Annotated in this window: 15 protein-coding genes; 10 read left to right on the forward strand and 5 right to left on the reverse strand. The window is 42.0% G+C overall.

What is annotated here, in order from left to right; all coding sequences use genetic code 11:
- Nucleotides 1–756 precede the first annotated feature (756 nt).
- From recD to HYG93_RS12380, 3 genes are all read right to left on the reverse strand, one after another.
- The gene (gene recD, locus HYG93_RS12370) at nt 757–2,478 is read right to left on the reverse strand and encodes an exodeoxyribonuclease V subunit alpha (RefSeq protein ID WP_178962524.1); all 1,722 of its coding nucleotides are present in this window, start codon (nt 2,476–2,478) and stop codon (nt 757–759) included.
- 90 nt (nt 2,479–2,568) lie between these two features.
- Complete coding sequence (locus HYG93_RS12375; RefSeq protein WP_120364930.1) at nt 2,569–6,681, reverse strand: UvrD-helicase domain-containing protein; 4,113 nt, start codon at nt 6,679–6,681, stop codon at nt 2,569–2,571.
- Nucleotides 6,682–6,684: 3 nt separating this feature from the next.
- Nucleotides 6,685–10,476: an exodeoxyribonuclease V subunit gamma gene (locus tag HYG93_RS12380; protein WP_120364924.1), complete on the reverse strand. Its 3,792-nt coding sequence runs from the start codon at nt 10,474–10,476 to the stop codon at nt 6,685–6,687.
- Nucleotides 10,477–10,652: 176 nt separating this feature from the next.
- Here HYG93_RS12380 and HYG93_RS12385 point away from each other — a divergent pair, with 176 nt between their 5' ends.
- Nucleotides 10,653–11,168 carry a hypothetical protein gene (locus HYG93_RS12385; RefSeq protein WP_106985539.1) on the forward strand — a complete coding sequence of 172 codons (516 nt, stop codon included), beginning with the start codon at nt 10,653–10,655 and terminating at the stop codon, nt 11,166–11,168.
- A gap of 191 nt (nt 11,169–11,359) precedes the next feature.
- On the opposite strand, the gene HYG93_RS12390 is transcribed toward HYG93_RS12385, so the two are convergent.
- Nucleotides 11,360–12,778 (reverse strand): phosphate--AMP phosphotransferase, encoded by a 1,419-nt coding sequence (locus HYG93_RS12390; RefSeq protein WP_106985540.1) that lies wholly within the window; start codon nt 12,776–12,778, stop codon nt 11,360–11,362.
- Between the two features lie 208 nt (nt 12,779–12,986).
- On the opposite strand from HYG93_RS12390, the gene HYG93_RS12395 reads away from it, so the two are divergent.
- From HYG93_RS12395 to HYG93_RS12430, 8 genes are all read left to right on the forward strand, one after another.
- Nucleotides 12,987–13,691: a hypothetical protein gene (locus HYG93_RS12395; protein ID WP_117007849.1), complete on the forward strand. Its 705-nt coding sequence runs from the start codon at nt 12,987–12,989 to the stop codon at nt 13,689–13,691.
- A 155-nt stretch (nt 13,692–13,846) separates the two neighbouring features.
- Nucleotides 13,847–14,791 (forward strand): bifunctional demethylmenaquinone methyltransferase/2-methoxy-6-polyprenyl-1,4-benzoquinol methylase UbiE, encoded by a 945-nt coding sequence (ubiE, locus tag HYG93_RS12400; RefSeq protein WP_106985542.1) that lies wholly within the window; start codon nt 13,847–13,849, stop codon nt 14,789–14,791.
- 22 nt (nt 14,792–14,813) lie between these two features.
- Entirely contained in the window at nt 14,814–15,488 is a 675-nt protein-coding gene (locus HYG93_RS12405) for an SCP2 domain-containing protein (RefSeq protein ID WP_120364921.1), read from the forward strand.
- Between the two features lie 11 nt (nt 15,489–15,499).
- The gene (locus HYG93_RS12410; protein WP_106985544.1) at nt 15,500–17,119 is read left to right on the forward strand and encodes an AarF/ABC1/UbiB kinase family protein; all 1,620 of its coding nucleotides are present in this window, start codon (nt 15,500–15,502) and stop codon (nt 17,117–17,119) included.
- Nucleotides 17,120–17,466: 347 nt separating this feature from the next.
- Nucleotides 17,467–19,026: a hypothetical protein gene (locus tag HYG93_RS12415; RefSeq protein ID WP_218646826.1), complete on the forward strand. Its 1,560-nt coding sequence runs from the start codon at nt 17,467–17,469 to the stop codon at nt 19,024–19,026.
- 70 nt (nt 19,027–19,096) lie between these two features.
- Nucleotides 19,097–20,200 carry a hypothetical protein gene (locus HYG93_RS12420; protein ID WP_178962519.1) on the forward strand — a complete coding sequence of 368 codons (1,104 nt, stop codon included), beginning with the start codon at nt 19,097–19,099 and terminating at the stop codon, nt 20,198–20,200.
- Nucleotides 20,201–20,350: 150 nt separating this feature from the next.
- Nucleotides 20,351–21,433 (forward strand): patatin-like phospholipase family protein, encoded by a 1,083-nt coding sequence (locus HYG93_RS12425; RefSeq protein ID WP_121594414.1) that lies wholly within the window; start codon nt 20,351–20,353, stop codon nt 21,431–21,433.
- Nucleotides 21,434–21,493: 60 nt separating this feature from the next.
- On the forward strand, nt 21,494–21,811 hold the full coding sequence (locus HYG93_RS12430; protein WP_178962520.1) for a hypothetical protein: 318 nt from the start codon (nt 21,494–21,496) through the stop codon (nt 21,809–21,811).
- Between the two features lie 55 nt (nt 21,812–21,866).
- On the opposite strand, the gene HYG93_RS12435 is transcribed toward HYG93_RS12430, so the two are convergent.
- Nucleotides 21,867–24,221 carry a Tex family protein gene (locus HYG93_RS12435; RefSeq protein ID WP_120364932.1) on the reverse strand — a complete coding sequence of 785 codons (2,355 nt, stop codon included), beginning with the start codon at nt 24,219–24,221 and terminating at the stop codon, nt 21,867–21,869.
- A gap of 334 nt (nt 24,222–24,555) precedes the next feature.
- Here HYG93_RS12435 and ompR point away from each other — a divergent pair, with 334 nt between their 5' ends.
- Nucleotides 24,556–25,320 (forward strand): two-component system response regulator OmpR, encoded by a 765-nt coding sequence (ompR, locus tag HYG93_RS12440; protein WP_106985549.1) that lies wholly within the window; start codon nt 24,556–24,558, stop codon nt 25,318–25,320.
- Nucleotides 25,321–25,324: the final 4 nt, after the last annotated feature.

The raw sequence follows: 25,324 nt of genomic DNA on the forward strand, positions 1-25,324 counted from the left end.
AAACCAATTTGACTGCCGTGCATCACTACAGCAAGTCCAATATATTAAGGGAAAATGCCCACGATTGCAAAAAAGTTCATCTGCTTTGCACTATTATTCATGCAAACTTTGTTTGCCTATATTTTAAACAAAATAAATCTGGCTTATTTGAACGCTTTTTTGCACAGCAGATAACTAAACTTACAAAAATATTTTAGCTCCTGTACTGAGTGTCATTTTTGCAAACAGTTCGCCCCAAAAAGATAAAAAAAAGCCCGGGCAGAACCCGGGCTTTTTTGCGCTGTAGTTTCTTCTGTTTTCATTATTATTTTATTATTTATTGTTTTATGGCGCGTTCTCGCGTCTTGTTTCTCAAACATTCCATGTTTTAAGTTGTACTTCCTTATGCGGTAGATTTTGACAGATTCAAGCTGTGAAAAAAGTCGCATTTTCCTAATTTATCTGTAAGATATTTCGTACATTTAACACACAAACAACAAACTATTCACTAAATATTTCACGCATAAAAAAGCCCTGCAGTCTCTCCCAAAACTGCAAGGCTTAGCGGCTGTAAGTTTCCTCTTTACTTACTTCATTGTAAGTTCGCTGTCTTCACGACTTTTTTATTCTATTTGTGCGATTTTACCCAACATTCCATGTTGAGCACTTTATTGTGTGAAGCCATCTTCTCAGAAACTTATACAAAGCTCTATGCGTCAATTTCTCGAATTGTTGTAAGAAATTTCGTACAAAACAAAGCACATCAGTACCTTAAATTTAACTCAGCGTAGTAGCAACCTTGGCACTTAACCCACTACGGCGCAACGTTCGAACGCTCATTGCATTCGCCAATGACGAACGTGCAGCCAATATACTGACGACTTTTTTCGCACGTGTGATGGCCGTATAGATGAGTTCTTTACTTAGTAATTGCTGTGCATTGGCATCTAACACCACCGCGGTATGGGTAAATTCAGAACCTTGTGATTTATGAATGGTGAGCGCATAGGCCGTCTGTATGCTTTTAGGTAAGCGAGCAGCAGCGACCCATTTCTGTAAACTCGGAAAGTACACTGCAAATTGTATTTGACCTTGTTGTTGCTGTTGAAAGCAGATGCCAATATCACCATTCGACAGCCCGAGCTGATAGTCGTTATAGGTCATCATGACTGGGCGACCAACATACCACTCGCCTTGCTTCACTTGCTGTGTAGCTTCAAGCACACGTTGCTCGATCTGCTCATTCAGCACATTCAAACCCAGATTGCCATGCCGAATAGCCGACAACACGCGATAATCGTCAAAACGTGCAATCACCTGTTCAATTTCGGCGACATCTTTTATTTTTGGGGCCTGTTGCAAAAGGGAAACTAAAGCTTGGCAATAGCCAGAAAAACCAAACATTAGCTGATCATAATAGCGAGACCACATCGCCAGCGTAATATCACTCTCTTGCTCGGGCAGATACTGCAATTGAATCTGATTGTGCATGCTGTCCGTTAATGCGATTTCCCCCAACTCACCCGCAGGTACAAGCGCTTGCTCGAATTGTTGTAAAACGCCATCAATTACACGATTCTGTTGTATAAATTGCGCCATTCGACCAATCAATTGCTCACCATCAAAACGGCGACTGGTCACCAAATGCACGTGATTTTCAGCCAATGCAGGCACTTGCTGTAGATCCGCTAAAACGGATCCCACATCTACAGAGGCCAATTGGTCGGCATCGCCCAATAAAATCAGGCGGGTCTGTGGTGCAACTGCGGCCAACAGCATTTTGGCTAAATTGAGATCTAACATCGAAGCTTCATCAACCACAATTACTTCAAAGGGTAATGGACGCTTTGCATGAAAACGCGGGCGCTGTGTTTCGCCTAGCCCTAACAGGCGATGCAACGTAATAGGCGTTAAACGCTTTAAATCATCACTGATTAAATCGGCCAGTTTCGGATCTGAAAATGAATTTTGTAAAGCTTCTTTCATCCGCTGCGCCGCTTTACCAGTGGGTGCTGCCATAGCAATACGAATATTGGGCAGGCTTTGATTTAAGACCGCAATAATACGCGCCAAAGTATAAGTTTTACCTGTACCAGGCCCGCCTGTGATAATACTCAGTGCTTGTGAAGCCACCATACGCATCGCTTGCTTTTGTTGCGGGTCTTCTAATAAAGCCTCTTGCTGTGGGCTTAAAGTCAAAGCAGGTAACTGTTGTTGTTTCAATGTTGCAACATACTGGGCCAATTGAAATTCTAATGACCAATAGCGATATAGATAAATCTGCTGCTGATCATATACAAATGGTGCAATCTGTTGATTAGCTGCATCTTCACTTGTGGCATATAAGCCAGCCAGCAATTGCAACTCACTTTCTGTACATGTCAGACAGCTATCACCTTGGGTCAAGGCCTGAAAAATTTGCTGTATAAAAACAGTGGCTTTTTCTCGCATTAATGCAGAGCTATGTTGTAAAGACACATATTTTGCCCAAGCCTGCATTGGCAAGTCTTTTTGATCATTTTCCACACAGTTATCCTCAAATTTATCCACAGGATAATTTATTGTTTATTTGCTACTTTTTGTGACGAATTAGGCAATATCGCGCAGTTTATCAACATTAAAATTGCCCAATATTTCATCCAATTTTTGTATAAAATCCGCTGTGGGTTGCCAATGACACACGCCATAATTAGCATCACCATTCATGCCACGTAAGTACAAATAACTCGCCCCACCCAAATGCTGCGCGATATCATAATCCTGCAATTGCACCTTCAAATAACGATGTAAGGCCAATAAATAAATGGCTGCTTGTAACCAATAACTCGAACTACTCATGTTTCGGCGGATTTCACTCAGCGTATATTCCTGCTGTGCCTTACCCAAAAAGTTACTCTTGTAGTCGGCAATGTGATAACGCTGTCCATCGAAATACACCAAGTCAATGGCACCAATTAAATAACGTGCAGAATTGGCTTCATTTAGTGCTTCAATCGAAATTCCAGCTTGCGTGAAGAGTTGTTGAATTTTTTTAATTTGCACGGGTCGATCTGACAGTGAAAGTTGAAATGGGAACTCTGGGAGATGACTGTCTGTAGACAACTGACTCAAACTAAAATCCGCATGCAATGGCGTATTTACGACCTCTTGCGTCCACTGTGTCATTAGCGCATATAAGATTTCATTTTGCATCCCTTCAACCAACACCCCAAAACCAATGTTTTGGTAAAAGCTTGTTGACTTTGGTTGATCTAAGGCAGGGCTACTCCCCAACTGTTGCGCTTGCTGAATAAATCCATCCCGCGTTGCACTCGGATCTGCTTGCTGAATATGTTCCACCAAGGGTTGTAGCAGCTTTAAAAACTGTGAAGCATCATAGCTATGCTGACTTTGAAACAGCCTCGTACATGCTGTAGGGACATCGGTATGGGCCAGCATCTGTTGCAAAATGTCATGGTTAAATGCCAAATACACACTGCGCACTAATTTATGCTGTTCCTGCGTATGGATAAATTCACCAAAAGCCTGACGTACCGCATGATCCAAAGGCGCGGTCAGCGTTATATACGCAGATTTCCATGCCTGTGCAAACACTTTCCACACATCAAAACTGTCTTGCAATTTTTCACGTAGCTCATCCAGTAGCTGTGGGCCATCATTTTTAAAACGTCTTAAGATTTCCAATGGCCATGCAGCGGAATCTTGAAAATCAATTTGCTCATACACACTGTGTAAGAATGTTCCCGCCACCGTTCCTTTTGGAAAGTTTTGCTTAATCCATGAAACTCCCAAAGCGCTGTACTGGATTTCACTTTCTTGGTCTTGTTCATCTTCAGCACTGTCTTGCATCTCAACTTGATTCGCCAGCTGATCTTGGGTGCTTTGGCGGTAGGATAAATGCTGTGATAAACCAGTAAAACTGGTATTGCTCCGCGGGTAAAACCGCGCCTCAGGCAACGGCAAAGCCTCTAAGACTTGCGAAGTCTGCTCATGTGCAACCGAAATGAGGTCTGGACATTGTTCAAGCAATTCCTGCTGCATGCAGCCTGCATGTTCAAAATGATTAGGCGCAACACCACGCCAAAACGGCAAGCTGTAGACAGACTTATGATCTTGGGTTCTAAACATGGCATAAATGCGATAACTGGCACGGGTTAATGCCACATACCAAAGACGATGTTGCTCTGCGATACTTCGTGCATCACTTTGTTCTTTTTCTGCTTTTTCAGCATGCCCACTAATGTTAATCACACGGTGCTTTTCATTGCCTTGCCCATCAGCAAGGGGTTGCTCTTCGTATGAAAAAATTAAACTATTATCTGCCTTCTTTCCACCATCAGCATTGAGTAAAAAAACGACTTTAAACTCTAAACCCTTCGACTGATGGATGGTCATCAGTTGCACTCCTTCAGCATTACTTAAAGGCCGCTCTAGCTCCCAGTCGCGTTGCTGTGGCGCCTGCAATTGCTTGAGATACCAGTGATGTAAATGCTGTGCACCTTGCAAGTGTTCGCTTTGTGCACTGAGTAATTCTGTCAAATGACGTAAATTCACCACATCCCGCTCATTATTCAAACTCTGTAGCGCGACAATGCGCTCCCAAATTTTGAAATAGTTGAGACAATAATGCCAAGCTGGCAAGAAGCCCTGATGTAACCAAAGCTCTCTAATGTGATCAAATTGGGCAATATAGTGGCTTAAATCCAACATTTGCATGTCATCACGCCACAAATCGACCAACTGTAACCCCATCAGACGTCCCAATAGCGCACGTTTCACTTTGGCTTCTTGATACGGCGTTAAAATTGCATTTAACAGTGCAGCCACATCTTGGGCAATCTCACTACTAAATACACTCCGTTTGGCTGAACGATTGACTTTAATCCCCAAAGCCAAAAGTGATTTTTGTACCGCATTTAATGCAGAATGGCCTGCCGAAAGAATGGCGATATCTTCTACTGCCAATGCCTCACGAATTGTTTCTCCATCCTTGAGCGACTGAAAATACAACTCACCTTGCTTGGCTTGATTGAGTAAATGCTGAATTTGCCACGCCACTTGCGAGGCTTCATCGGCTGGTCGCTCTAATTGCACCCAACGTAAGGGCGCAGGATTGATTTGCCCTGCATCATATAAATCTGGATGCGATGCACCTGCACTAATCGGCACATAATGCACATCTTCACCAAAATCCATTTGCCGTTGAAATAAGGCATCCACCACATCAACCAATGGGGCAATCGAACGGAAGTTTTTGGTTAATTGATAAAACTGGCCTTGCTTACGATACACATCATTGCGTGCCTTTAAAAAGGTCAGCATATCGCCACCACGGAAGCCATAAATGGCCTGTTTACGGTCACCCACCATAATCATACAGCCCTGCTGTAAACGCGCAGGATGACGCCAAATCTCTGCCAGCATGCTGTCTTGATCTAGGTTGGTGTCTTGAAATTCATCGACCAAAATAAGCGGATAGCGCGCATGCACAAAAGCCGCAAACTTTTCCCCTTGCTCGCCTTGAAGCGCTTCCGATAAGGTTCGAATTTGCTGTGCAAACGTGGTTTCACCTTTGCTTTGTAGCATTTGCGGTAAGCGTTGCTTCGCTTGTAGCGCAATAAAATACTTCAGATAAGCTTCGAGCCCTTGCAAATTGGATTGGCATTCCTGCAAAGTAGCAAAGACCTGCCCCAATGCCACAATGACTGGATGCTGCTGAATAATAGTGAGTTCATCTTCGGTGAGTTTTTTCTTGCCAGTGGCATTTCGTGGATCAAGCTTGTCTACAAACTGCTTCAGCTGTGTCAATACGTCCGTGTTTGAGGCAAATAATACACTCACGCCATGCGTTGCAACATCGTCTAAAAGAGGCTTTAATTCCTCCAGTACAAGCTCAACAATCGACCATTTGGACCATGGTTGCAGTAGCCATTTGGCATAGTCACCATTTGGCGTAAACTGCTCTAAACTCCGAATTTTGTCTAAGTCCAATGTGCTTAATGCACTGACGGCGTGTTGCAATGCGGTCAAATCAAACTCAGGTTGCTCTACTGGCAACAACTTCGCCGAACTAAAATTTAAGCTTTTTGCAATCAGCTCGGCATAATGATCGACTGATTTCAAATTTTGACGTTGTATCAGTAAATTAATGGCATCTTGTGATTGTTGCTGAATCCATTCACGCAAGGTGTCATGCACCAATTGTTGAATATAAACGCTGTCATCATTGGTAATTTCAGCACGTTCAATTTTGCCACTTTCAAAGGCGAATTCACGAAGTAGGTTTTGGCTAAAGCTGTCCAAGGTCCCCACAAATAGTTCATCCAGCTGATCCAACACCAATTGCAAGCGATCACAGGCATAGCCTATCTGATGTGCATGACGTTCTAAAATCACTTTCACCAGCTCATCTTTTTCAGCTTCAGCTTTGACCTGTATTACCGCCACTTGTGTGCTTCTTAAACTTTCAAGCAGACTCAACACTTGATATAAACGCTGGCGAATACGGCTTTTTAATTCTGCCGCCGCTTTTCGGGTAAATGTGGTTGCAATAATTTGTCGCGGTAAATATTTTTCCAACAAAATACGCACCATCAGGCTCGATAAGGTAAAAGTTTTACCCGTACCCGCCGAGGCTTCTATCCAATGTAAGCCCTGAAAATGCATGTTGCGGATTGGATTTTCAATTTCCTGAATATTCATCATTTACTCCGCAGTTTGATGCTGAAAAATCGGCTGATACAGTGCATAGGCAAATAATTCACAGCAATGCTCCAGCAACTGTTTACTGTCCTGATCACGTAATATAAAGGCCCAATCCAGATGTGCCTGATTGGCTTCATCGAAGCGAATATCAAAAGCACTATAATCGCCTGCAGCCGTCCATTTTTGTTTTAACTGTTCGATTTGCTCAAGCACTAAAATGCCTGCCTTTTTTTCAATCCAGCGCACACCGCGCTCATTGCCTTTACCATTATTTTCTAAGGTAAATGCACCACTTTTTTCACTTGCCAGCAATAAATTGGCCGGTAAAACCAAAGGCCGTTGTTGTCCATAGCGCCAAGCCTTAAGCCACGCTTGAATGTGCACGCGCGCTTGCGCAGGTGATATCCCCTGACAACACACCGTAAGGTCGCCACATACTTCTATACGTTGATAGCTTTGTGTATCTTGCTCGGGCAAGCTATGCAACCAAAGCAAATATTCAAGCCAAATTTGTGCACGGCGACGCCCTCGGGCACTCGATGCTGTCAAGCTCACCCACGTTTGTACAGGCTCGGCAGGTACAGTAATTTGCATTTGTAGATTGGTTTCTAAGCTCAACATGCGCTGAGTCACTGGCGTTAAAGTTGCATCATCGCTCTGGGTCACGGCTTTCACTCGCTCCAGCAAAGCTTCATGCTGTTGTAGGCTACTATTCCAAGTCGCCTCTTTTAATTTGCCCACAGGCAATTGATCTAACAGTAAGTCTTCGCTCGCAATTTGCGTCGACTGCAATAAGCTATTGCGTACAGCATATTTTTCTAAACCATCTAAAAGTAAAGGCTCATCCGTAGCCAAACTGTCCTCAGGTTTAGGGTTTACAATGCCTAAGGTTTTTAAATAGAGCTCGGCAGGAAAAGTGACTTGCTTGATCCACTGGCTACTATCTAGCTGTAAATCAGCGACTTCCGTCGGCTTAAGGGCTTTGCTGGCCCATGCAGTACGCGCACCCTGAGCCTGTTGTAGTTGCTGTGCCACATGAAACCAGTGGTCTTGATAGCGAATCTTTCGCTCTTGGCGAGTGTGAACAAAATTCTGCTGTTCAAACGGTTGTAGACTGTGAATGCGATACAGAGTTTTTAAATTATCTGGCACTTCAATGCCACTATCCAAAGTAGTCAGCAGAGGCAAAGTGCTCTCTGCACGCCCTCCCTGAACGATCACGGCCAAATGACGAATAAATTCTTGCACCACACTCGATGGCTCGCGTATTTCACCATCATTGACATCAAAGCCATTATAAAACAGCCATAAATTATCTTTGGCCAACAACAATGCATCTAAAAATGCGCCTTGTTCATCATCTAAACGTGAACGGTCACCCAAGTGCGATTTCAGCACATCCATTAAGTCAAAAGGCAAACGCACCTGACGGCTTGGGAACTTCCCGCTGTCTAAGTTCAGCATCACAATCAGCTTATAGGGCAAGGGACGAATTTGCCCCATTTGGCTAAAAGTAATTTGACCAGTCGGCACAGCCTGATCCATTTGGCTATCAATAGTATTTTGAATTTCTTGTAATAAGTAAGGCAAAGGCAATTGCATGTCTTTGAGTAGCAGTTGCTCCTGCGGGCCCAGCTCTCCATCTTCGGTATAGTACGACAGTGTAATTAAAGTAATATATTTACGCAGTGTATCGCGCACTGCTTTTAAGGCTGTGACGCCATGTTTTTGGTACTGATCTAAATCACGTAACAATAAATGTAACCACTCTTCAACATTACGTTGAATGCCCATCTCATGCTCTACCAGCCAATGGCGACGTTCGGCAAAATCTTGATACATCGTGATCAAGATATTGATCAACTCAAAATCTTCTGGACGCACATAGGCATAACTTAAAGTATCTTGTAGCATGACATGCTCAGGCACTGCTACGCCAAGTACCAAACGGTCTAAGGCAAATTTAAAACTGTAACGATAGTCCTGATCATTGGCAGCCAAACTCCGTTTTAAATGTTCCTCGTCTAGGCCTCGCTTAAATTTGGCATCACTAAGTAATTCAATCATACGTGCTGCTTGATCGGTGCTCAGCGCATAACGGGTTTGCACCGCACCTAAATTCAGCCAATCTGCAAAATCTTCTAGGCTAAAGCGACCTTGGCCTAACTGAATTGGCCCAAGTACAGCACGCCATGCATTTTGTGTATCCAACTGTGGTACACCTGCAATTTTAACAGGCAAATACACACTGTCTTTACGCGTCTGCTGTGCAGTATTTTCAAAGCTCTGCTCTCGTGGTGGCGGTGCAAATACACTGCGAATAAGCGGTTCAAGCTCTTTGAGCTGCGGACTTAACACCAAAATATCATTGGGCTGACGAGGCTGTTCTGGCGTGCTCTGTGATAGCCAATGCACCAATTGATCTTTGAGCACTTCCAACTGACGCAAAGATGAATGGCAAACATGCAGTTGAATCGAATCATCTTGTTCCAACAATTCAAATGATTCAGGTTCTGGCTCAGCCAAATTTAAAATATCAGACTGTAATTTCCCCAGTAAATGCGCTTCATAATCCATTGGAAAAAGGTCATGCCACTCTTCATCTTGCTCACCTGCAGCCAAATTGACCAGCAATGAAAAGTGATCTCGGGCTTGCTTGCCAAAACGAGTCAACAGTGGATGTCTGGAATCTTTTTGTTGTCCATATTCCAGCGTGTATTTTTCAAAAAATGCGTCAATTTGTGCAGTGGTTGCTTCAGGATTTTTTTCTTGAAAGCGTTGTTTGAGTTTTACGTCATATTGCTTTTTCCAGTTGGCATCTACGGTGTCTGCCCAGTACTCTTGCGATGGATTGAAGTGCAAAATCAACACATCCATATACTGCCCCAAACGACGTAAAAAACTCAGCTGGCTCGGAGGCAAATCCAGTACTGTAAATAGCACCACCTGTTTAGGCAACGCTTGTAAAGCTTTGACACGCTGTGCAGGATCATCCATCACTTGCCAAAAGTTTTGATCAATACTTTGCATTAACTCAAAGTCAGCATGAAATTCGCTATGCCACAACCAGCGTTGCCATTGCTCAAGTTGTTCGGCTTGTGCCAAAGCAAAGCTTGAAATTTGCTGCTGTTGTACTTGCTCTTCTTTGCTGTCCAAACCAGGAAACAAAGGCCTTGGCATAAAAAATTGCTTATCCAAATCCAGTGGCTGATTGTTGCCCCAATCTTTCAGCCAATTATGTGCACAGTCACAAGACTCGCCCTGCGCATGTTGTTTTAAACAATGTCCACGGTATTCCATATAGTTACTAAATAAACGTGAGACTTGCTCCGAAACCCAATACAACATACCTTGCTTTTTGAGCTGTTGCTCCGTGCTATCACTCAGTCTGGACGCGCTGTCATACATACGTTGCACAATGCTATGTAAAGGGTGATCTACAGACAAAGGATTGTTTGCCTGCTGAATAAAGGGTTTTAAAATTTGATAGGTACGCCATTTAATAATTAAGCGTGGAATATTGGCTTTCCGTACTTTTTCTTTATCATCCAATACTGCCTGATAAGCAAACCATTGAAAGGCACGGATCCGCTGATGAAACATGGTATTGGCGCTAATACCTTGTTGTTCTGATAATTTTGTCGTGAGCCACGTTTGCACTGCCATAGAAGGCACAATAAAATGTTGGGTCTTGAGTGCGGCCAAGGGCGAAGTTTCAGCTTGATGGCCTGCTTGAATCATGGCTTCTAATAAGATTTCAACACGCTGACTTTGTATGACGCGAATAGCCATGTTCTCTCCACTCAATAAAATACGGACGCTGCAAAACGATAAAGATTATTTACTATACTTTTATGGCTGTCTATGCGAATTTGAAAACAATATTCAGTATAAAAATCAATTTGAAACGCGTATCTTAAAGTACATTAGCGATCAATACCTTTGATGAGCGCAGAAGGATCTTCACCATGAAAATAGACAATGTTCCAGACTCCATTGATCCAAGCTTAGATTTGGAGGCCATCCGCCAAGAATGCCTAGAGCTGGTAAAAAAACGTGCTTACCTCTCTGCTGGGGTTGCCGTCATTCCCGTGCCTTTTTTAGATGTCGTGATTGATGTCGGTATTTTGTCGCTCCTCATTCCAGAGGTAAATGCACGCTTTGCGCTCGCGCCAGAGCAAATTAGCGTGTTTGACCCAAAAACCAAACAAGTCCATTGGAACGAACTACGCAAACGTGGTGTAGAGTTCTCTGGTTTAGTCGTTGCCCGCACAGCAATGAAAAAATCACTCAATAATGTTGCGGCCAAATACATTACCAAACAAGTAACTAAATTCATTCCGCTCGGTGGCCAAGCCATTGCAGCCACTTTGGGTTATATAGTGATGAAAAAAGTGGCAGATGCCCATGTAGAAGATTGCTACAACTTAGCCAAAAGCATTCAACAAAAACAAATTGCACAGCAAGGTAGTACAACCATCTAATTCGTCCGCTCTTCAAATACATGCTATCGCATAAATGAGCAGGTCGAAATTGATTGAGCACTTGCGCTACACACATAGCGCAGTGCTAAAAAATAAGGGCTAAGTTCTCGGTTAGCCCTTATTGTTAGATGTTATTTCATTCCAATTTAAGTACTGTTTTTAGTCTATTTCATCGCGGTACAGCACAAGACTTACTCAACCTTCAATTGCTTTAAGATCGCACGTAGCACGTCTAAGCGTGCCGTATTTTTATCATCCGTTGCAATCACATGCCATGGCGCATACTCCGTATTCGTGCGCTCAAACATGTCAGCAGCCGCATTTAAATAATCATCCCAATGTTCCCGATTACGCCAATCTTCTGGTGTAATTTTAAAGCGTTTATGGGGTGTTTCTTCACGTGCTTTAAAGCGTGCCGCTTGCTCATCTTTACTGATCGCCAACCAACACTTCACCACAACGGTATTGCTGTTCACCAGATCTCGCTCAAAACGATTAATTTCATCATAAGCACGTTGCCACTCGATCGGGCTCGCAAAGCCTTCAATCCGCTCTACCAATACACGCCCATACCAAGTGCGGTCAAAAATGGTGATCTTTTCACTCGGCTGAATTTTACTCCAAAAGCGCCATTGATAAGGTCGGCGCAATTCATATTTTTCAGGCGCGCCAATGGTATAAATTTCGTATTCACGTGGATCTAATTTTTTTACAATTCGTTTAATTGCGCCACCCTTGCCTGCAGCATCCATACCTTCAAAGGCAATCACCACATTTCGGCTATCAAAACGCAGTGCTTTCGACACCTTTTTGCTGAGCTGTTTCAGTTCTTGTTTATATACATCTTTCTCCATAACATCTGTTGCAGGCTTTAATAAAGCTTCTGGAATCGTCGCTTGTTTCCAGCGACCTTTGCCCTGCTTTAAGTGTTCTGGGCAATGTTGTATCGCTCGTAAAATATATTGTGCAAATTGCTGATCACGTTCTTTTTCATCTTCACAATCAATCAAAAACCAATCTTGGGTAAACCTCTGGCGTAGCTTTTGCAGATTGTCATATTGTTTTTTATTTCGCCAATCTAGTCCGTGTAATTTATGCCAATGCACTTCACTCGGGTCCATCGTATCTAAACGCTTTTGCAAAGATTTCCAAGACAGATCAAACCAGACTTTAATCACATCGACATTATTATTTTTTAAGTCTTGTTCAAAATTGCGCATGTTTTCGACATATTCATCAAACATGGTGTCATCCATCGGCTGTGATACATGCATGGCCGTGGTCAGCAAATCACTATACCAATTGCCAAACATCACCATCATTTGTCCTTCAGCTGGAATTGAGCGTGCATAAGACTGCCAAAAGGTTTCTTTATGATTAAACGTTCTCGGTGGATCAGCTTTCACCTGTAAAAATCTTGGATCTAACCATTCTCTGAGCTGTTTAACCGCCTCACCTTTGCCCGCCAACTCAATGCCACTCACGAGAATCAACTGACTTTTAGCATTGGTTTTAGCACGGCTGTCTTTCAGGGCATATTGAGCTTCAATCAGTGCCAACGATAATTGTTCTTCATCCATCAACTGAAATTGGTTTTGTTTTGTCGTCATTTTCTATTCGATACTTTATGATGATTTTTTCCAGTATAGCCCTAGTTTTTAATTTTATAGAAGCGCTCAAAAGTGCTTTTAGCCAGCAGTTTTGAAGCATTTTACAACCAACTGGCTGCGCGCTCTACATTTTTCCTGCAATTTGTCATAGCAGCACATCTCAAGTGCAGCTACTATGTGGTGAACTTGAAAATAATTGAGACACACAATGTCCAAGCTGGCTGTTTTAGACGATCTTTTAGAACTTTATATTCAACTGAACTATCATAAAAATCCTGAGATCCAACAACGCTTGGCCGATGTACAGCTTTGGCAAAAAACACGTATGCAGCGCACCCATGCACAACAATTTGCTGAAAAACAAAATGTACTCATGGCCGAATATTTTTTAAATCGTTTATATGGTGGCCCAGACTTTGATGCCCTTGCAGAGCAAATTGCACGCTTGACCAAATATGCACACAAAGCAGAAAAACTCATTCCAGATAACGCAATTAAAACTGGTACATCAGGCGTCGCTTTAGCTATTTTAGCCGTACAGCTGGACGAACAAGTCGCCATGCAACTACTACAAGACTATCATCCAAACGAAACCTTGACCGATGAAATGATGCGTCAAGCTTATCTCAAGCTCAATCAAAGTGATGACCGCTTAAAACAATTAGCCTTACTCGATGAGCTTGGCAAAAGCCTAGACAAATATATGCGTTCCTTCGTGGTCTACACGGCATTTAAAATGTGTAAAGGTGCGGCCACTAAATATCGTTTTGAAGTCATGTATGACTTTATGCAAGATGGTTTTTCGGCAATGAAGCCCTTAAAATCTGCAGAAAAATTTGTGAAAGAATTTACCGCAACTGAACGCCAAATCGTTGCGAAAGTGCATGCTGGTGACCCCAACCCCTTTCAATAATTTTGGGGCAATGTCAAAGTAAGCATCGCATGAAATCAAGATAATTCTGTATATTATTCATAACAATTGCTTGATGATTGCTGTACAACGCACGAGAATCTGTCATCATGCATGCAATGATGAATTAACCCTATTTTGAAGTTAGGAGTGACTTAATGTCTAATGAAAATCAAAAGCCTGCTCAACCTGAAACTGCAGCACAAAATACAGACAAAGTCAGCCCATTCTTAACCGAATCTCTGCCTCAAGGTGCGCCACAAGGCCAACAACAGTCTCTAGAACAACGCCTTACCGATACACCAGTAACAGGCACCATTCCAAAATACAATCTACCTCGTGGCGCCAATACAGGTAATGTTGGCGCAACAACGCACTTCGGTTATCAAACTGTCAACAGTGAAGATAAGGCACAAAAAGTGGCTGAAGTTTTCCATTCTGTTGCTGCCAAGTACGACATTATGAATGACCTGATGTCTTTTGGTATTCACCGCCTTTGGAAACGTTTTGCAATTAACATGTCTGGCGTACGCCGTGGTCAACACGTGCTTGATATTGCGGGTGGTACAGGTGACTTAGCCAAAGTTTTCAGTCGTGAAGTCGGCCCTACAGGTCATGTCGTTCTTTCAGACATTAACGAATCAATGTTAAACGTTGGCCGTGATCGTTTAATTGATGCAGGTTGCACGAACGTTGATTTTGTCTTGGCCAATGCGGAAACTTTAGAGCCTTTTGCAGACAACAGTTTTGATTTACTCACCATTTCATTTGGTCTACGCAACGTGACTGATAAAGATGCCGCTTTAGCCGCAATGTACCGTGTGTTAAAGCCAGGTGGCCGTTTATTAGTGCTCGAGTTTTCTAAACCTGTGTTTGAACCTTTCTCTAAGCTCTACGATCTTTACTCATTCACGGCACTTCCGATTATGGGTAAAATCATTGCGAATGACTCAGAAAGCTATAAATATTTAGCAGAATCAATTCGTATGCATCCAGACCAACGTACTCTCAAAGGTATGATGGAAAATGCAGGCTTCCAAAACTGTGATTACCATAACCTCACAGGCGGTATTGTTGCAGTACATCGTGGCTTTAAACTTTAATTCGGTTTTTTAAGGTTCCATTATGTGGTCAATTCTCGCACTCGGCGTAGTGGAAAGATTGATTCATCATGTTATTGATCTGGATGCCATTACGCGCATCCAGTTCAACGCCTTGCAAGGAAAAATGCTCCGCGTCGTGATGGACTCACCTAAACTTTCTGTCGATGTTTTTTTTGATGACGGAAAAGTTCGTCTCGAAGCCACCGCAACAGGACACAGCAACGCGCCATCCATCTTTGAGCAGCGCCCTTTTGATCCACAGAATACTGTGATCGAAGCAACAGCAACCTTGCATGTTGAAAATGCAGTTGCTGCGCTTAAACTGTTGCTTGCTGAAGATGTAGGCACGATTCCTGTACAAGGTGATTATCGTCTTTTACAAGAAATTCAGCGCATCATTCGCCAAGCAGAGCCAGATTTAGCAGCCCACCTTTCGCCATTGATTGGTCCTGCCTTAGCACATGAAATTGCTAAAATTCAATTGGCACCAAAACACTTAAAACAATCCTTCCAAAGCCAACTATTTTTTGCTGAAGACTTCCTCAAAGAAGACCTCCATGCACTTGCACCACGTTGGCAAATGGATGATTTAAACCAAGATACACGCATTTTAAATCAAAATTTGGATCGTGCCGAAGCTAAGATTCAGCAACTCCAAAATCAAATTGATGCATTACACACCCCCACTCAACCCTAGGTAAAACTTATATGATTCCGCATTTGAGACGTTTAATCGACCTTTGGCGCATTGCCGCGCACTATAGACTCGACACGTTATTCCCTGCGGAAGAGTTGCCTGAAAAAGCACGCCATGTGTTAGGGTTGATTCGTATGCATCCTGCGGCGTGGTCGAGTCGCGAACGCAAAAATCCGCTGAAGCTCAAAATGGCTTTAGAGGAAATGGGTCCTTTGGCCATTAAGCTTGGCCAGCTGCTCTCTACCCGTCGTGATCTCATTCCACCCGAAGTATTGCAACAACTGGTTTTACTGCAAGACCGTGTCAAACCCTTTGACAACAATGTTGCGAAAATGCGTATTCAGCAATCACTTAAAGCTGATGTAAATACCTTATTTGCACGTTTTGATGAACAACCTTTGGCTGCAGCATCCATTGCCCAAGTGCATACAGCTGCACTACATGATGGTCGTGAAGTCGTGGTCAAAGTCACACGCCCAGATATTCGCAATCAAATTTTACAAGACTTTGAAATTTTAGAATGGCTCGGTCATTTTTTAGAAAAACGCTTAGAAGCTGCCCGTGCACTGCACTTGTCTGAAATTATTCAAGACTATAGACAAATTATTTTAAAAGAATTAGACCTCACTTTAGAGGCTGACAACACCCGTCGTATGCGCCATTACTTTACAGGCTCAAGCATGATGTATGTGCCTGAAGTCTATATGGACAGCAAAGACGTCATGGTGGAAGAGCGTATCACAGGTGTACCAATTTCAGATATTGCAACCTTTGAACGTCTGGGCATGGACCGTAAAGATTTGGCAGAAAAAGGTCTGACCATTTTCTTTACCCAAGTCTTTCGGGATAATTTTTTCCATGCAGACATGCATCCAGGCAATGTCTTTGTGGAAACGATTAATCCTGCAAATCCACGTTTTATTGCGCTGGACTGCGCCATTATGGGTGAGTTATCTAAACATGACCAAATGACCGTAGCACGCATGCTACTGGCCGTCATGAATAGTGACTTTATGCAACTGATTCAAGTGGTACATCAAGCAGGCTGGATTCCACCAGGCACAGACCAAGATGCTTTAGCACGAGAAATGCGTCGGACGGTTGGCCCAATGGTCTCTAAACCAATGCATGAACTGGATTTTGCGGGCATCTTGATTGAAGTGATGGATGTGGCTCGTCGCTTCCATTTGGAAATTCCACCTCAATTAATGCTGTTGCTTAAAACCTTAGTCCATGTGGAAGGTTTAGGCACAGATTTATATCCAGAACTGGATATTTGGAGCCTTGCAAAACCAATTCTAACGGATTGGATTAAAACCCAAATGAATCCACAAAAAAACTTGAAAGAGTTAGGACAAAAAATTCCCGACTTACTTCTAGGGGCACAAGATTTACCTACCTTACTCATTGATAGCTTAAATGGTCTCAAAAACCAATCCGCTTGGAATGCCAAACAATTACATGAGATTCAAACCATACGTTTACAGCTCGAACAGCAACAAAAGCGTAGTTGGATCTTCGGTAGCTTCATTGCCATCTTCTTAGCGATTGCCGTTATTTCTCCGTGGTATATCTCTGTTCTTCTTATTGCACTGGCAAGCTTATTATCTCTTTGGCGAATTTTTAAATAATTTAAAACCAGTATGTTCAGCAAATCATGTGCTGAACATACTGGTTTTTTGTGACATACATCGCAGAATTCAATTAAAGCCTTATAAATATATGTATTTGTAATTTAAATATTTTTTATATCTATTTTCACGGTATTTTTATCTTAATTTTAAAATACGAAATCCAATCAAAATAATACCTGTTAATATTTAAAACAAAATATTTAGATATTTATCCATAAAAAAACATATTAATCATAACTCAATATTATTTTATCTTTCTCATGATTATTACTTTTTGTATATTTTTTGTTTTTTTATTTGATATAAGTTACATCACGTAACCCTTCACTTCGAGATTCAAAATAATGAAGCATAAAACATTAAAACTGTCTGTCTTATCAATTGCTTTAACTTCACTATTAACTGCATGTGGCGGTGGGGGTGGAAGTGATGAAGGTAGCACAACACCTCCTTTCGCATCTAAAACAGTTTCTGGTCAAGCTGTCGATTTCTATTTAAAAAATGCAACAGTCACTTTAACTGACTGTCTGGATAGCAATGGCCTCCCTCTTGTTGAAAAAACAGGAGATAAAGGTGAATTTACATTTAAAACCACTGAAAAATGCCAAAGTTCAGCCATGACTGTGACTGGCGGTACTGATATTGCCACTGGATTAAGCTTCACTGGTACACTAAAAATTCAAAAAACTGATCTGCAAAACTTCAATAGCGCAGCAGTTGTTGTAAGCCCATTAACCACCTTACAAGTGTATGCTGGCTCAGCAGGCATTGAATCATTGTTAACTAATTTAGGCCTTTCTGCTGAAACACTTGCTAAGCTTAAAGCATCTAATTTTAACCTTGCAGGCTTTGATCCTGTTAAAGATGCAAGTGCTAAAGACATGGCAACGATTTTCGTTATTCAGCAACTTGCTAACCAAATTGAAGATAGCTTACAAAGCATTAGTAAATCAGATGGTTCTGTGGCTCTAGATGCAAGCAAAGCAACTGAACTTGCATTTGGTGCATTGGTAAAACAATTATCAGCTGGAAAACTATTTACTGACGGAACAACCAAATTAGATACCACAGTACTGCAGAACCTATTAACTACTGTTAAAGCAGATGCAACAACAGCCATCAATGACAATACTATTGTGATTGATAACAGCGTTTTAGATCAAATAAGCCATAGTGTAAGCACTGTTGCAGATGCATTAAATACGGTTGTTACCACAGGTGGCAATTTAACCGCTGAAGCCTTACAACAAAAACTACAAAATAATGAAGGTGGCATTCAAGATCAACTGCAAGCAGAGTTACTTACTCCAGTTTATAGTGACTTCAAACTTGCAAACTACGATTTAACTCAGATTAAAGGTTCAGCAACAGCACCATTAGCAATTGGCCTAAGTCAATTAACAAGCAACTTAAATGTTTCATTTAAAATGAAAAATGCAACAACATCATTAAAAGACACGATTAAGCTTGCTTTTGCATTACATGGAATTCGTGGTACTGCTCAAAAAGATTTAAATGTCACCGTAAATAGTATTCAAGCAACTTTTGATAATACGGGCAACCTAGAAAAAGCCATCATTCCAGCTGGTGCGAAAATCACAATTTCGTCGACCATTAATAGCTTGAAAAATGCAACTTTCACGATTGATCAAGATATTAAAGTAAGCTCAAGCAATGGTGCTATTTCACTACAAGCTCTAATTGACAGCAATGCTACATTGAAAGGCTACTACAATCAGTATTATTCAGAATTGGCTACAGGTGATGCAATTAACGCAACAGCATACGTCCTACCAATCTCTTATGTAATAGATGCTGATTTAAATCTGCCAACAAGCCAAGCCAACTTTAATGGCGAAAACTTTAGCGCACCTTCGATAACTGCATATTTCAAACTAAATTAATTCAAAAACTAAAAAGCCAGTTTTCGAACTGGCTTTTTTCATTGCTTACGTTTTAGAGTGACCCAGAATTATGCATTTTAAACTTCTTATTTCCTACTCTTGCTTGGTGATTAGCACACAACTAATCGCAGCACCCAATGACCCTTTCTTAACTGCAAAAGACTTTAATGCAAAACATAATGCAGCATTGCAAATGACCTTTGCTATTGATGCTGTCAATGACACCATCGATTTTCTAGACATGCGACAAAGCGAAGGTATTACGGACAAATCTACGGGTGATTACCAAGGTTTTCATCTTGGGGCAAACTACCAGATTAACCCACAATGGTCAGTTGAAGGTACCTATTGGCATCGAGAAATTGACTACAGCCAAGACACCAATAAAATTGACAGTGGTTTAATTGCAGCGCGCTATACCCCAGCATTAAATTTAAATAAGAATGATGCACTCACCTTCCGTGCAAGTCTTTGGGGAAATACTGCAAACACCTTAACCAAATCCACCCCAACAAAAGTTAATCAACGTACATTTCAAAATGTAAAAGTTGAAGACCCACAAGATCTTCAACTGCAACTCGATGGTATTTTCTCACGCAAACTTGATCCAATGAATCAGCTAAATGCTTTCGTTAGTGTGGGTTACAGTAAAGTAGAAGTGAGTCAGCTCCAAATTCAAGCCATGCAACAAGGTTGCTTGATGAATGTAAACATTAATAGTAGTAATCAATATACAGGCAACTTAGCACAGCCGTGTAAAAGTGGTTCAATTACTCTGACTGATTTGGCAATTAGCGGCAATGCTAATGAGTTTGGCCTTGAGATCGATAAAGACTTAAATTACGACAGCTATTTCACTAATTTAGGCGCATCGTGGAATTGGCGTTATCAACAATTTGAAAGCCAAATTGCATATCACTATCAACGCTTATGGCGTAAGAATATCGACGATCGCGTCAATCAGTTTGGTAATAGCGCAATCAAAGACAACCACACGCTTGGCATGAAATTTAGCTACGATTTTTCACCAACAATCACCGGCTTTGTTCAAGGTGAAATCTACCAAAACAACTTTGTCGGTTATATCCCTTTCGTTTACAACGGGGTAACCGCTTCTCGCTTAGAAAAACGCTATGGCCTTGCCTCTATAGGCCTACAAGCTCGCATGTTCTAAACACTTAAACAGTTTACTTACCATAAAAAATCGCAACTTAATCCCTTGCGATTTTTTATTTTAAGTTAAAGACACCCTTGATCAACACAAGCAATTTACTGGCTGTTTTGTTATGCTCGAACTGCCATTTTTCATATTCATAGCCTATTTATGATCCAAATATTAAAAAAGTCTGCGCCCGCACTTTCGCTTCGGGCTGGGCGTATTGCACGTCAGTTAATTGAAAAAGACGGATTAAATGCGGCCCAAATCGATATGATTCCTGGGGCTGCAGGGGGACCGAAAGGCATTGGCTTAATGGGTCTCGACCAAGCCATTTTTGGTGATTTTCTACCACGTGCCAAACAGCGTCGCTTTTTAATTGGTTCATCAGTAGGGGCATGGCGCTTTGCTGGAATTTTGGCTCAGGGTGAAATTGCTGGGCCTGAACAATTGGCCGAACTTTATATTCATTTGCCTTTTCATAAAAAAATGCGCATTGCAGAAATTGAAAAAATTTCTAGAGATATGCTTCATGGCATCATTGGTCAGCAAACTGAAAAACTGGTTCAGCATCCCGACTATCATCTCACCATTATTGCAGCCAAAGCCTCTCATTTATTTCAAAGTGATCAGCGTCTTGCACTGTATGGTAGCTTGGCCGGTATTGTGGGTGCAAATGCTATTTCACGCGATCATTTAAGCAAATTTATGCAACGTGTGATTTGTCAGCCTTCTCAGTTTCCTCAATTTAAAATGCCAGATGACGCCTTTAAAACCCATTATCTCAACTTCAATGCACATAATGTGGCGGATTGGCTCATGGCTTCTGGTTCTATTCCCGGAGTCACACCTGCAGTTAAAAATATTCAAGATGCGCCATTAGGTGTCTATCGAGATGGTGGCCTGATTGACTATCATCTTGACTTGGCATTTGAAAGCCAAGGTATTGTGCTCTACCCTCATTTCAGTGACAGTATTATTCCTGGCTGGTTTGATAAAATGTTTAAATCACGCCAAGCCAATCCCGTCAATCAGGCACGCACGCTGTTGATTTCGCCTTCACAAAGCTATCTAGATTCATTGCCCTTGGGTCGCCTGCCCGATCGTAAAGACTTTGTTTTAAAAGGTTTAGACCCCGAGCAGCGGATTAAAATGTGGAAACAATCTGTAGCTGAAAGTCAGCGTTTAGGCGATGAGTTTTTAGCCCTAATTGAGAGCCAAAGTTTCGCCGATGTCTTACAAGACCTGTAGTTTTGGGCATTCTACAAATTATTTGTATAATCCCCCTGATCTATTGATATGTTGAAAATTATGCAGAAGTTTTTATGGGCCCTGCAATATCTGTGTTTAGCCTTTGGCATTTATCTTGTGTACGGCGTTGCGTTGTCGCTATATACACAAGACTTTGATTTAATGGAACTCGTTTCAGATATTGGGACCATTTTAATTTGTATTGATTTGGCCGTGTTCTTATATACCAGCAAATCCAAGAAAGGGATCAGCATGGAAGAATATGCGAAGCAGCTGGAACAACCACCGACTAAGCTGGTGAGCATCACCCGAAAACTCGGACATTTAGGCATCATGCTGATTGTATGTGGTTGGATTGTGCCCATCATCAATGGCTAATTTTTACGATAAAAAAACCTCCCAACTGGGAGGTTTTTTTATTGCGGTGAAAAGATTACTTAGAACCTTTCACACCTGCTTGTAATAACAATGCGCCTAAACCACCAATTTTTTGCTCTTGTGGTTTTTGAGTGTGTGGTTTCTTCGCTTGTGGGCGATCGCCTTGTGGACGTGCATTCTGCGGACGTTTGCCTTGAGGCTTGCGTTCACCACGTGGCTGATCATTATCACGGCGTGGTTGGCGCGGTGCTTTCGCAGGCGCTTCTGAACCTTCTGGACGCATCGATAAATTCACACGGTTACGTTCAACATCCACATTAAGTACACGTACTTGTACAATTTGACCTGGTTTCACCACTTTATGTGGATCTGACACGAAACTATTGGCTAATTCAGAAATATGTACCAAACCATCCTGATGTACGCCCACATCAACAAATGCACCAAAGTTCGTTACATTGGTCACCACACCTTCAAGCTGTAAGCCTTCAGTTAGTTGAGCAACTTCAGTAATGTCATCACGGAATTGCGCTGTACGGAACTCAGGACGCGGGTCACGGCCTGGTTTTTCCAATTCAGCCAACACATCTTTAATCGTTGGTAAACCGAATGTGTCATCTGCAAATTCTTCAGCATTCACTTGGCGAATAATTTCAGTATTGCCAATGATATCTTTTACTGTCGTTGCTTTCGCACCTACAATTTTAGCAACCAATGCATAAGATTCTGGATGAACTGCCGACGCATCTAATGGTTCTGTACCATCTTGAATACGTAAGAAACCTGCTGCTTGTTCAAAAGTACGCTCGCCTAAACGTGGTACTTTCTTCAAGTTTTGACGGTTATCAAAACGGCCGTTTTCTTTACGGAAATCTACAATTTGCTGTGCAATTGATTTATTCAAACCAGCGATATAACCCAAAATTGCAGCAGAGGCAGTATTTACATCTACACCAACAGAGTTCACACAGTCTTCAACCACAGCTTCAAGTGTTTTTGCCAAACCCGTTTGGTTCACGTCATGTTGATATTGACCTACACCAATAGATTTTGGATCAATTTTCACTAGCTCAGCAAGCGGGTCTTGTAAACGACGTGCGATTGAAACCGCACCACGAATAGATACGTCTAATTCTGGTAATTCAGCAGATGCCAATTCTGATGCTGAATATACCGATGCGCCTGCTTCAGATACAGATACACGTGTCAATTTCAGGTCGCTGTTGGCAGCCATCATTTCCGCTACAACCGCTTCTGTTTCACGGCTTGCTGTACCATTGCCAATCGCAATCAGATCAACATTAAACTCACGGCATAAACGTGCAAGTTCAGCAATTGAGCCTGCTTTATCGTCTTTAGGTGCAAATGGGTAAATTGTGCTATGTGCAAGTACATCGCCAGATGCATTCACTACTGCCAATTTAACGCCCGTACGGATGCCAGGGTCCACGCCCAGTGTTGTACGCGCACCTGCAGGAGCAGACAACAACAAGTGACGTAGATTTTCAGCAAATACGTTCATTGCTTCAGCTTCAGCAGCTAAACGCTTTTCAGTCAACAATGAATGTTCGATGGCAGGACGCACCTTGCCTAACCAAAACAATTTTGCTGTTTGCTTTAAATAGTCCTGACGGCTTTGTGGCTGAATCGTCTCTAAATCATATTCAGTTTCGATGCGTGCTAATGGTGCTGTATCTTCACCATCTACCTTTAAGCCCAAGACATTTTCTTGACGGCCACGAAGCATTGCCAGTAAGCGGTGTGATGGAACTTTGTTCAGATTCTCTGAAAAATCAAAATAGTCGCGGAACTTTTTGCCCACTTCTTTTTTCTCATCACTCGCCACAAGGCTTTTCAATACTGCAGTTTTTGCAAATGTATCTTTTAGCGTAGTGGTTAAAGCAATATTTTGTGCCCACTCATCAATTAAAATATGCTGAATCGCATCTAATTGACTTTCAGTGTCTGGATAATCTTCATGACTAAATCCATTAAGCGCCTCTACTGGATCAATTGCATCTGTAAAAATTTTCTCTGCAATTGGACCTAAACCAGCTTCTTTGGCTTTAAAAGATTTACTCGTACGTTTAGGGCGGTACGGCGCATAAATTTCTTCTAATGCATTTTTGGTTTCGGCTGCAATAACGCGTGCCAATAAGTCTTCTGATAATTTGTCTTGTTCTTTCAGTGATTCAATGACTTTTTCACGGCGCTCATATAAATCACGCAAGTACGCGAGACGCGTATCGAGCTGGCGTAACTGCGTATCGTCTAAGCCCTGCGTTACTTCTTTACGGTAACGTGCAATAAATGGAACACTGGCACCTTCGTCGATAAGCTTGATGGCAGCTTCAACTTGATTTGGACGTACGGCAAGTTCTTTTGCCAACTGCTGAACTAAGTCAGTCATCGTGTATGATTCCACAAGGATAAGTACTAAAAGCCATGATTATAAAGACCAAGTGCATAAAATCCACAATTGTTTTTAATAATTTACACAGCGATTTTGCAACCGATTCACTGCAAATTCATAAAATGTGCTTAAAGTCCTCTATAAACATTGTTTTAACAAAGATCGGCTCAACATACTTTTCGCCAATCCCTGTATATATTTAGTATCTATGTCTTGATTTTAACTGCAATATTTGTTGCTTTAGAACATAGTAAATAGATATGAATGAATCGTATACTCAAGGCATACCTACTTTTGTTTACGATGACAATAAAGAATAAAGGAGCACATCATGAGTTTAGTTGTACCTGCTGAAAAAACAGATGCCGTACAAACCGAAACTGACCGCGTTGAACGCATCCTCGTTGTCGATGATGATGTGCGTTTACGTACGCTTTTACAGCGCTTTTTGGAAGATAAAGGCTTTGTTGTAAAAACTGCACACGACGCAACTCAAATGGATCGACTCCTTCAGCGCGAACTGTTCTCCCTCATTGTGCTGGACTTCATGCTACCTGTAGAAGATGGTTTAAGTATTTGCCGTCGTTTACGTCAATCTAGCATCGATACGCCCATTATTATGCTGACTGCACGTGGTAGTGACTCAGATCGTATTGCTGGATTAGAAGCTGGTGCAGATGACTATTTGCCAAAACCATTTAATCCAAATGAGCTTTTAGCCCGTATTCGTGCTGTATTACGTCGCCAAGTACGCGAAGTACCTGGTGCACCAAGCCAGCAAATGGAAGTAGTTTCATTTGGCCCATGGTCACTCGATCTTTCAACACGCACCCTCACCCGTGAAGGACAAGTTGTAACGCTCACCACTGGCGAATTTGCTGTATTAAAAGCTTTGGTACAGCATCCACGTGAACCGCTGACCCGTGACAAATTAATGAATTTAGCACGTGGTCGTGAATGGGGCGCAATGGAACGCTCGATTGATGTTCAGGTATCGCGCCTGCGCCGTTTAGTGGAAGAAAACCCAGCCCGTGCACGCTATATCCAAACGGTTTGGGGCGTAGGTTATGTTTTCGTTCCAGATGGCGCGGAATAAAAAA

Origin of the sequence: Acinetobacter sp. SwsAc6 (genome assembly GCF_013391565.1) — a bacterium.
GTDB lineage: Bacteria > Pseudomonadota > Gammaproteobacteria > Pseudomonadales > Moraxellaceae > Acinetobacter > Acinetobacter cumulans.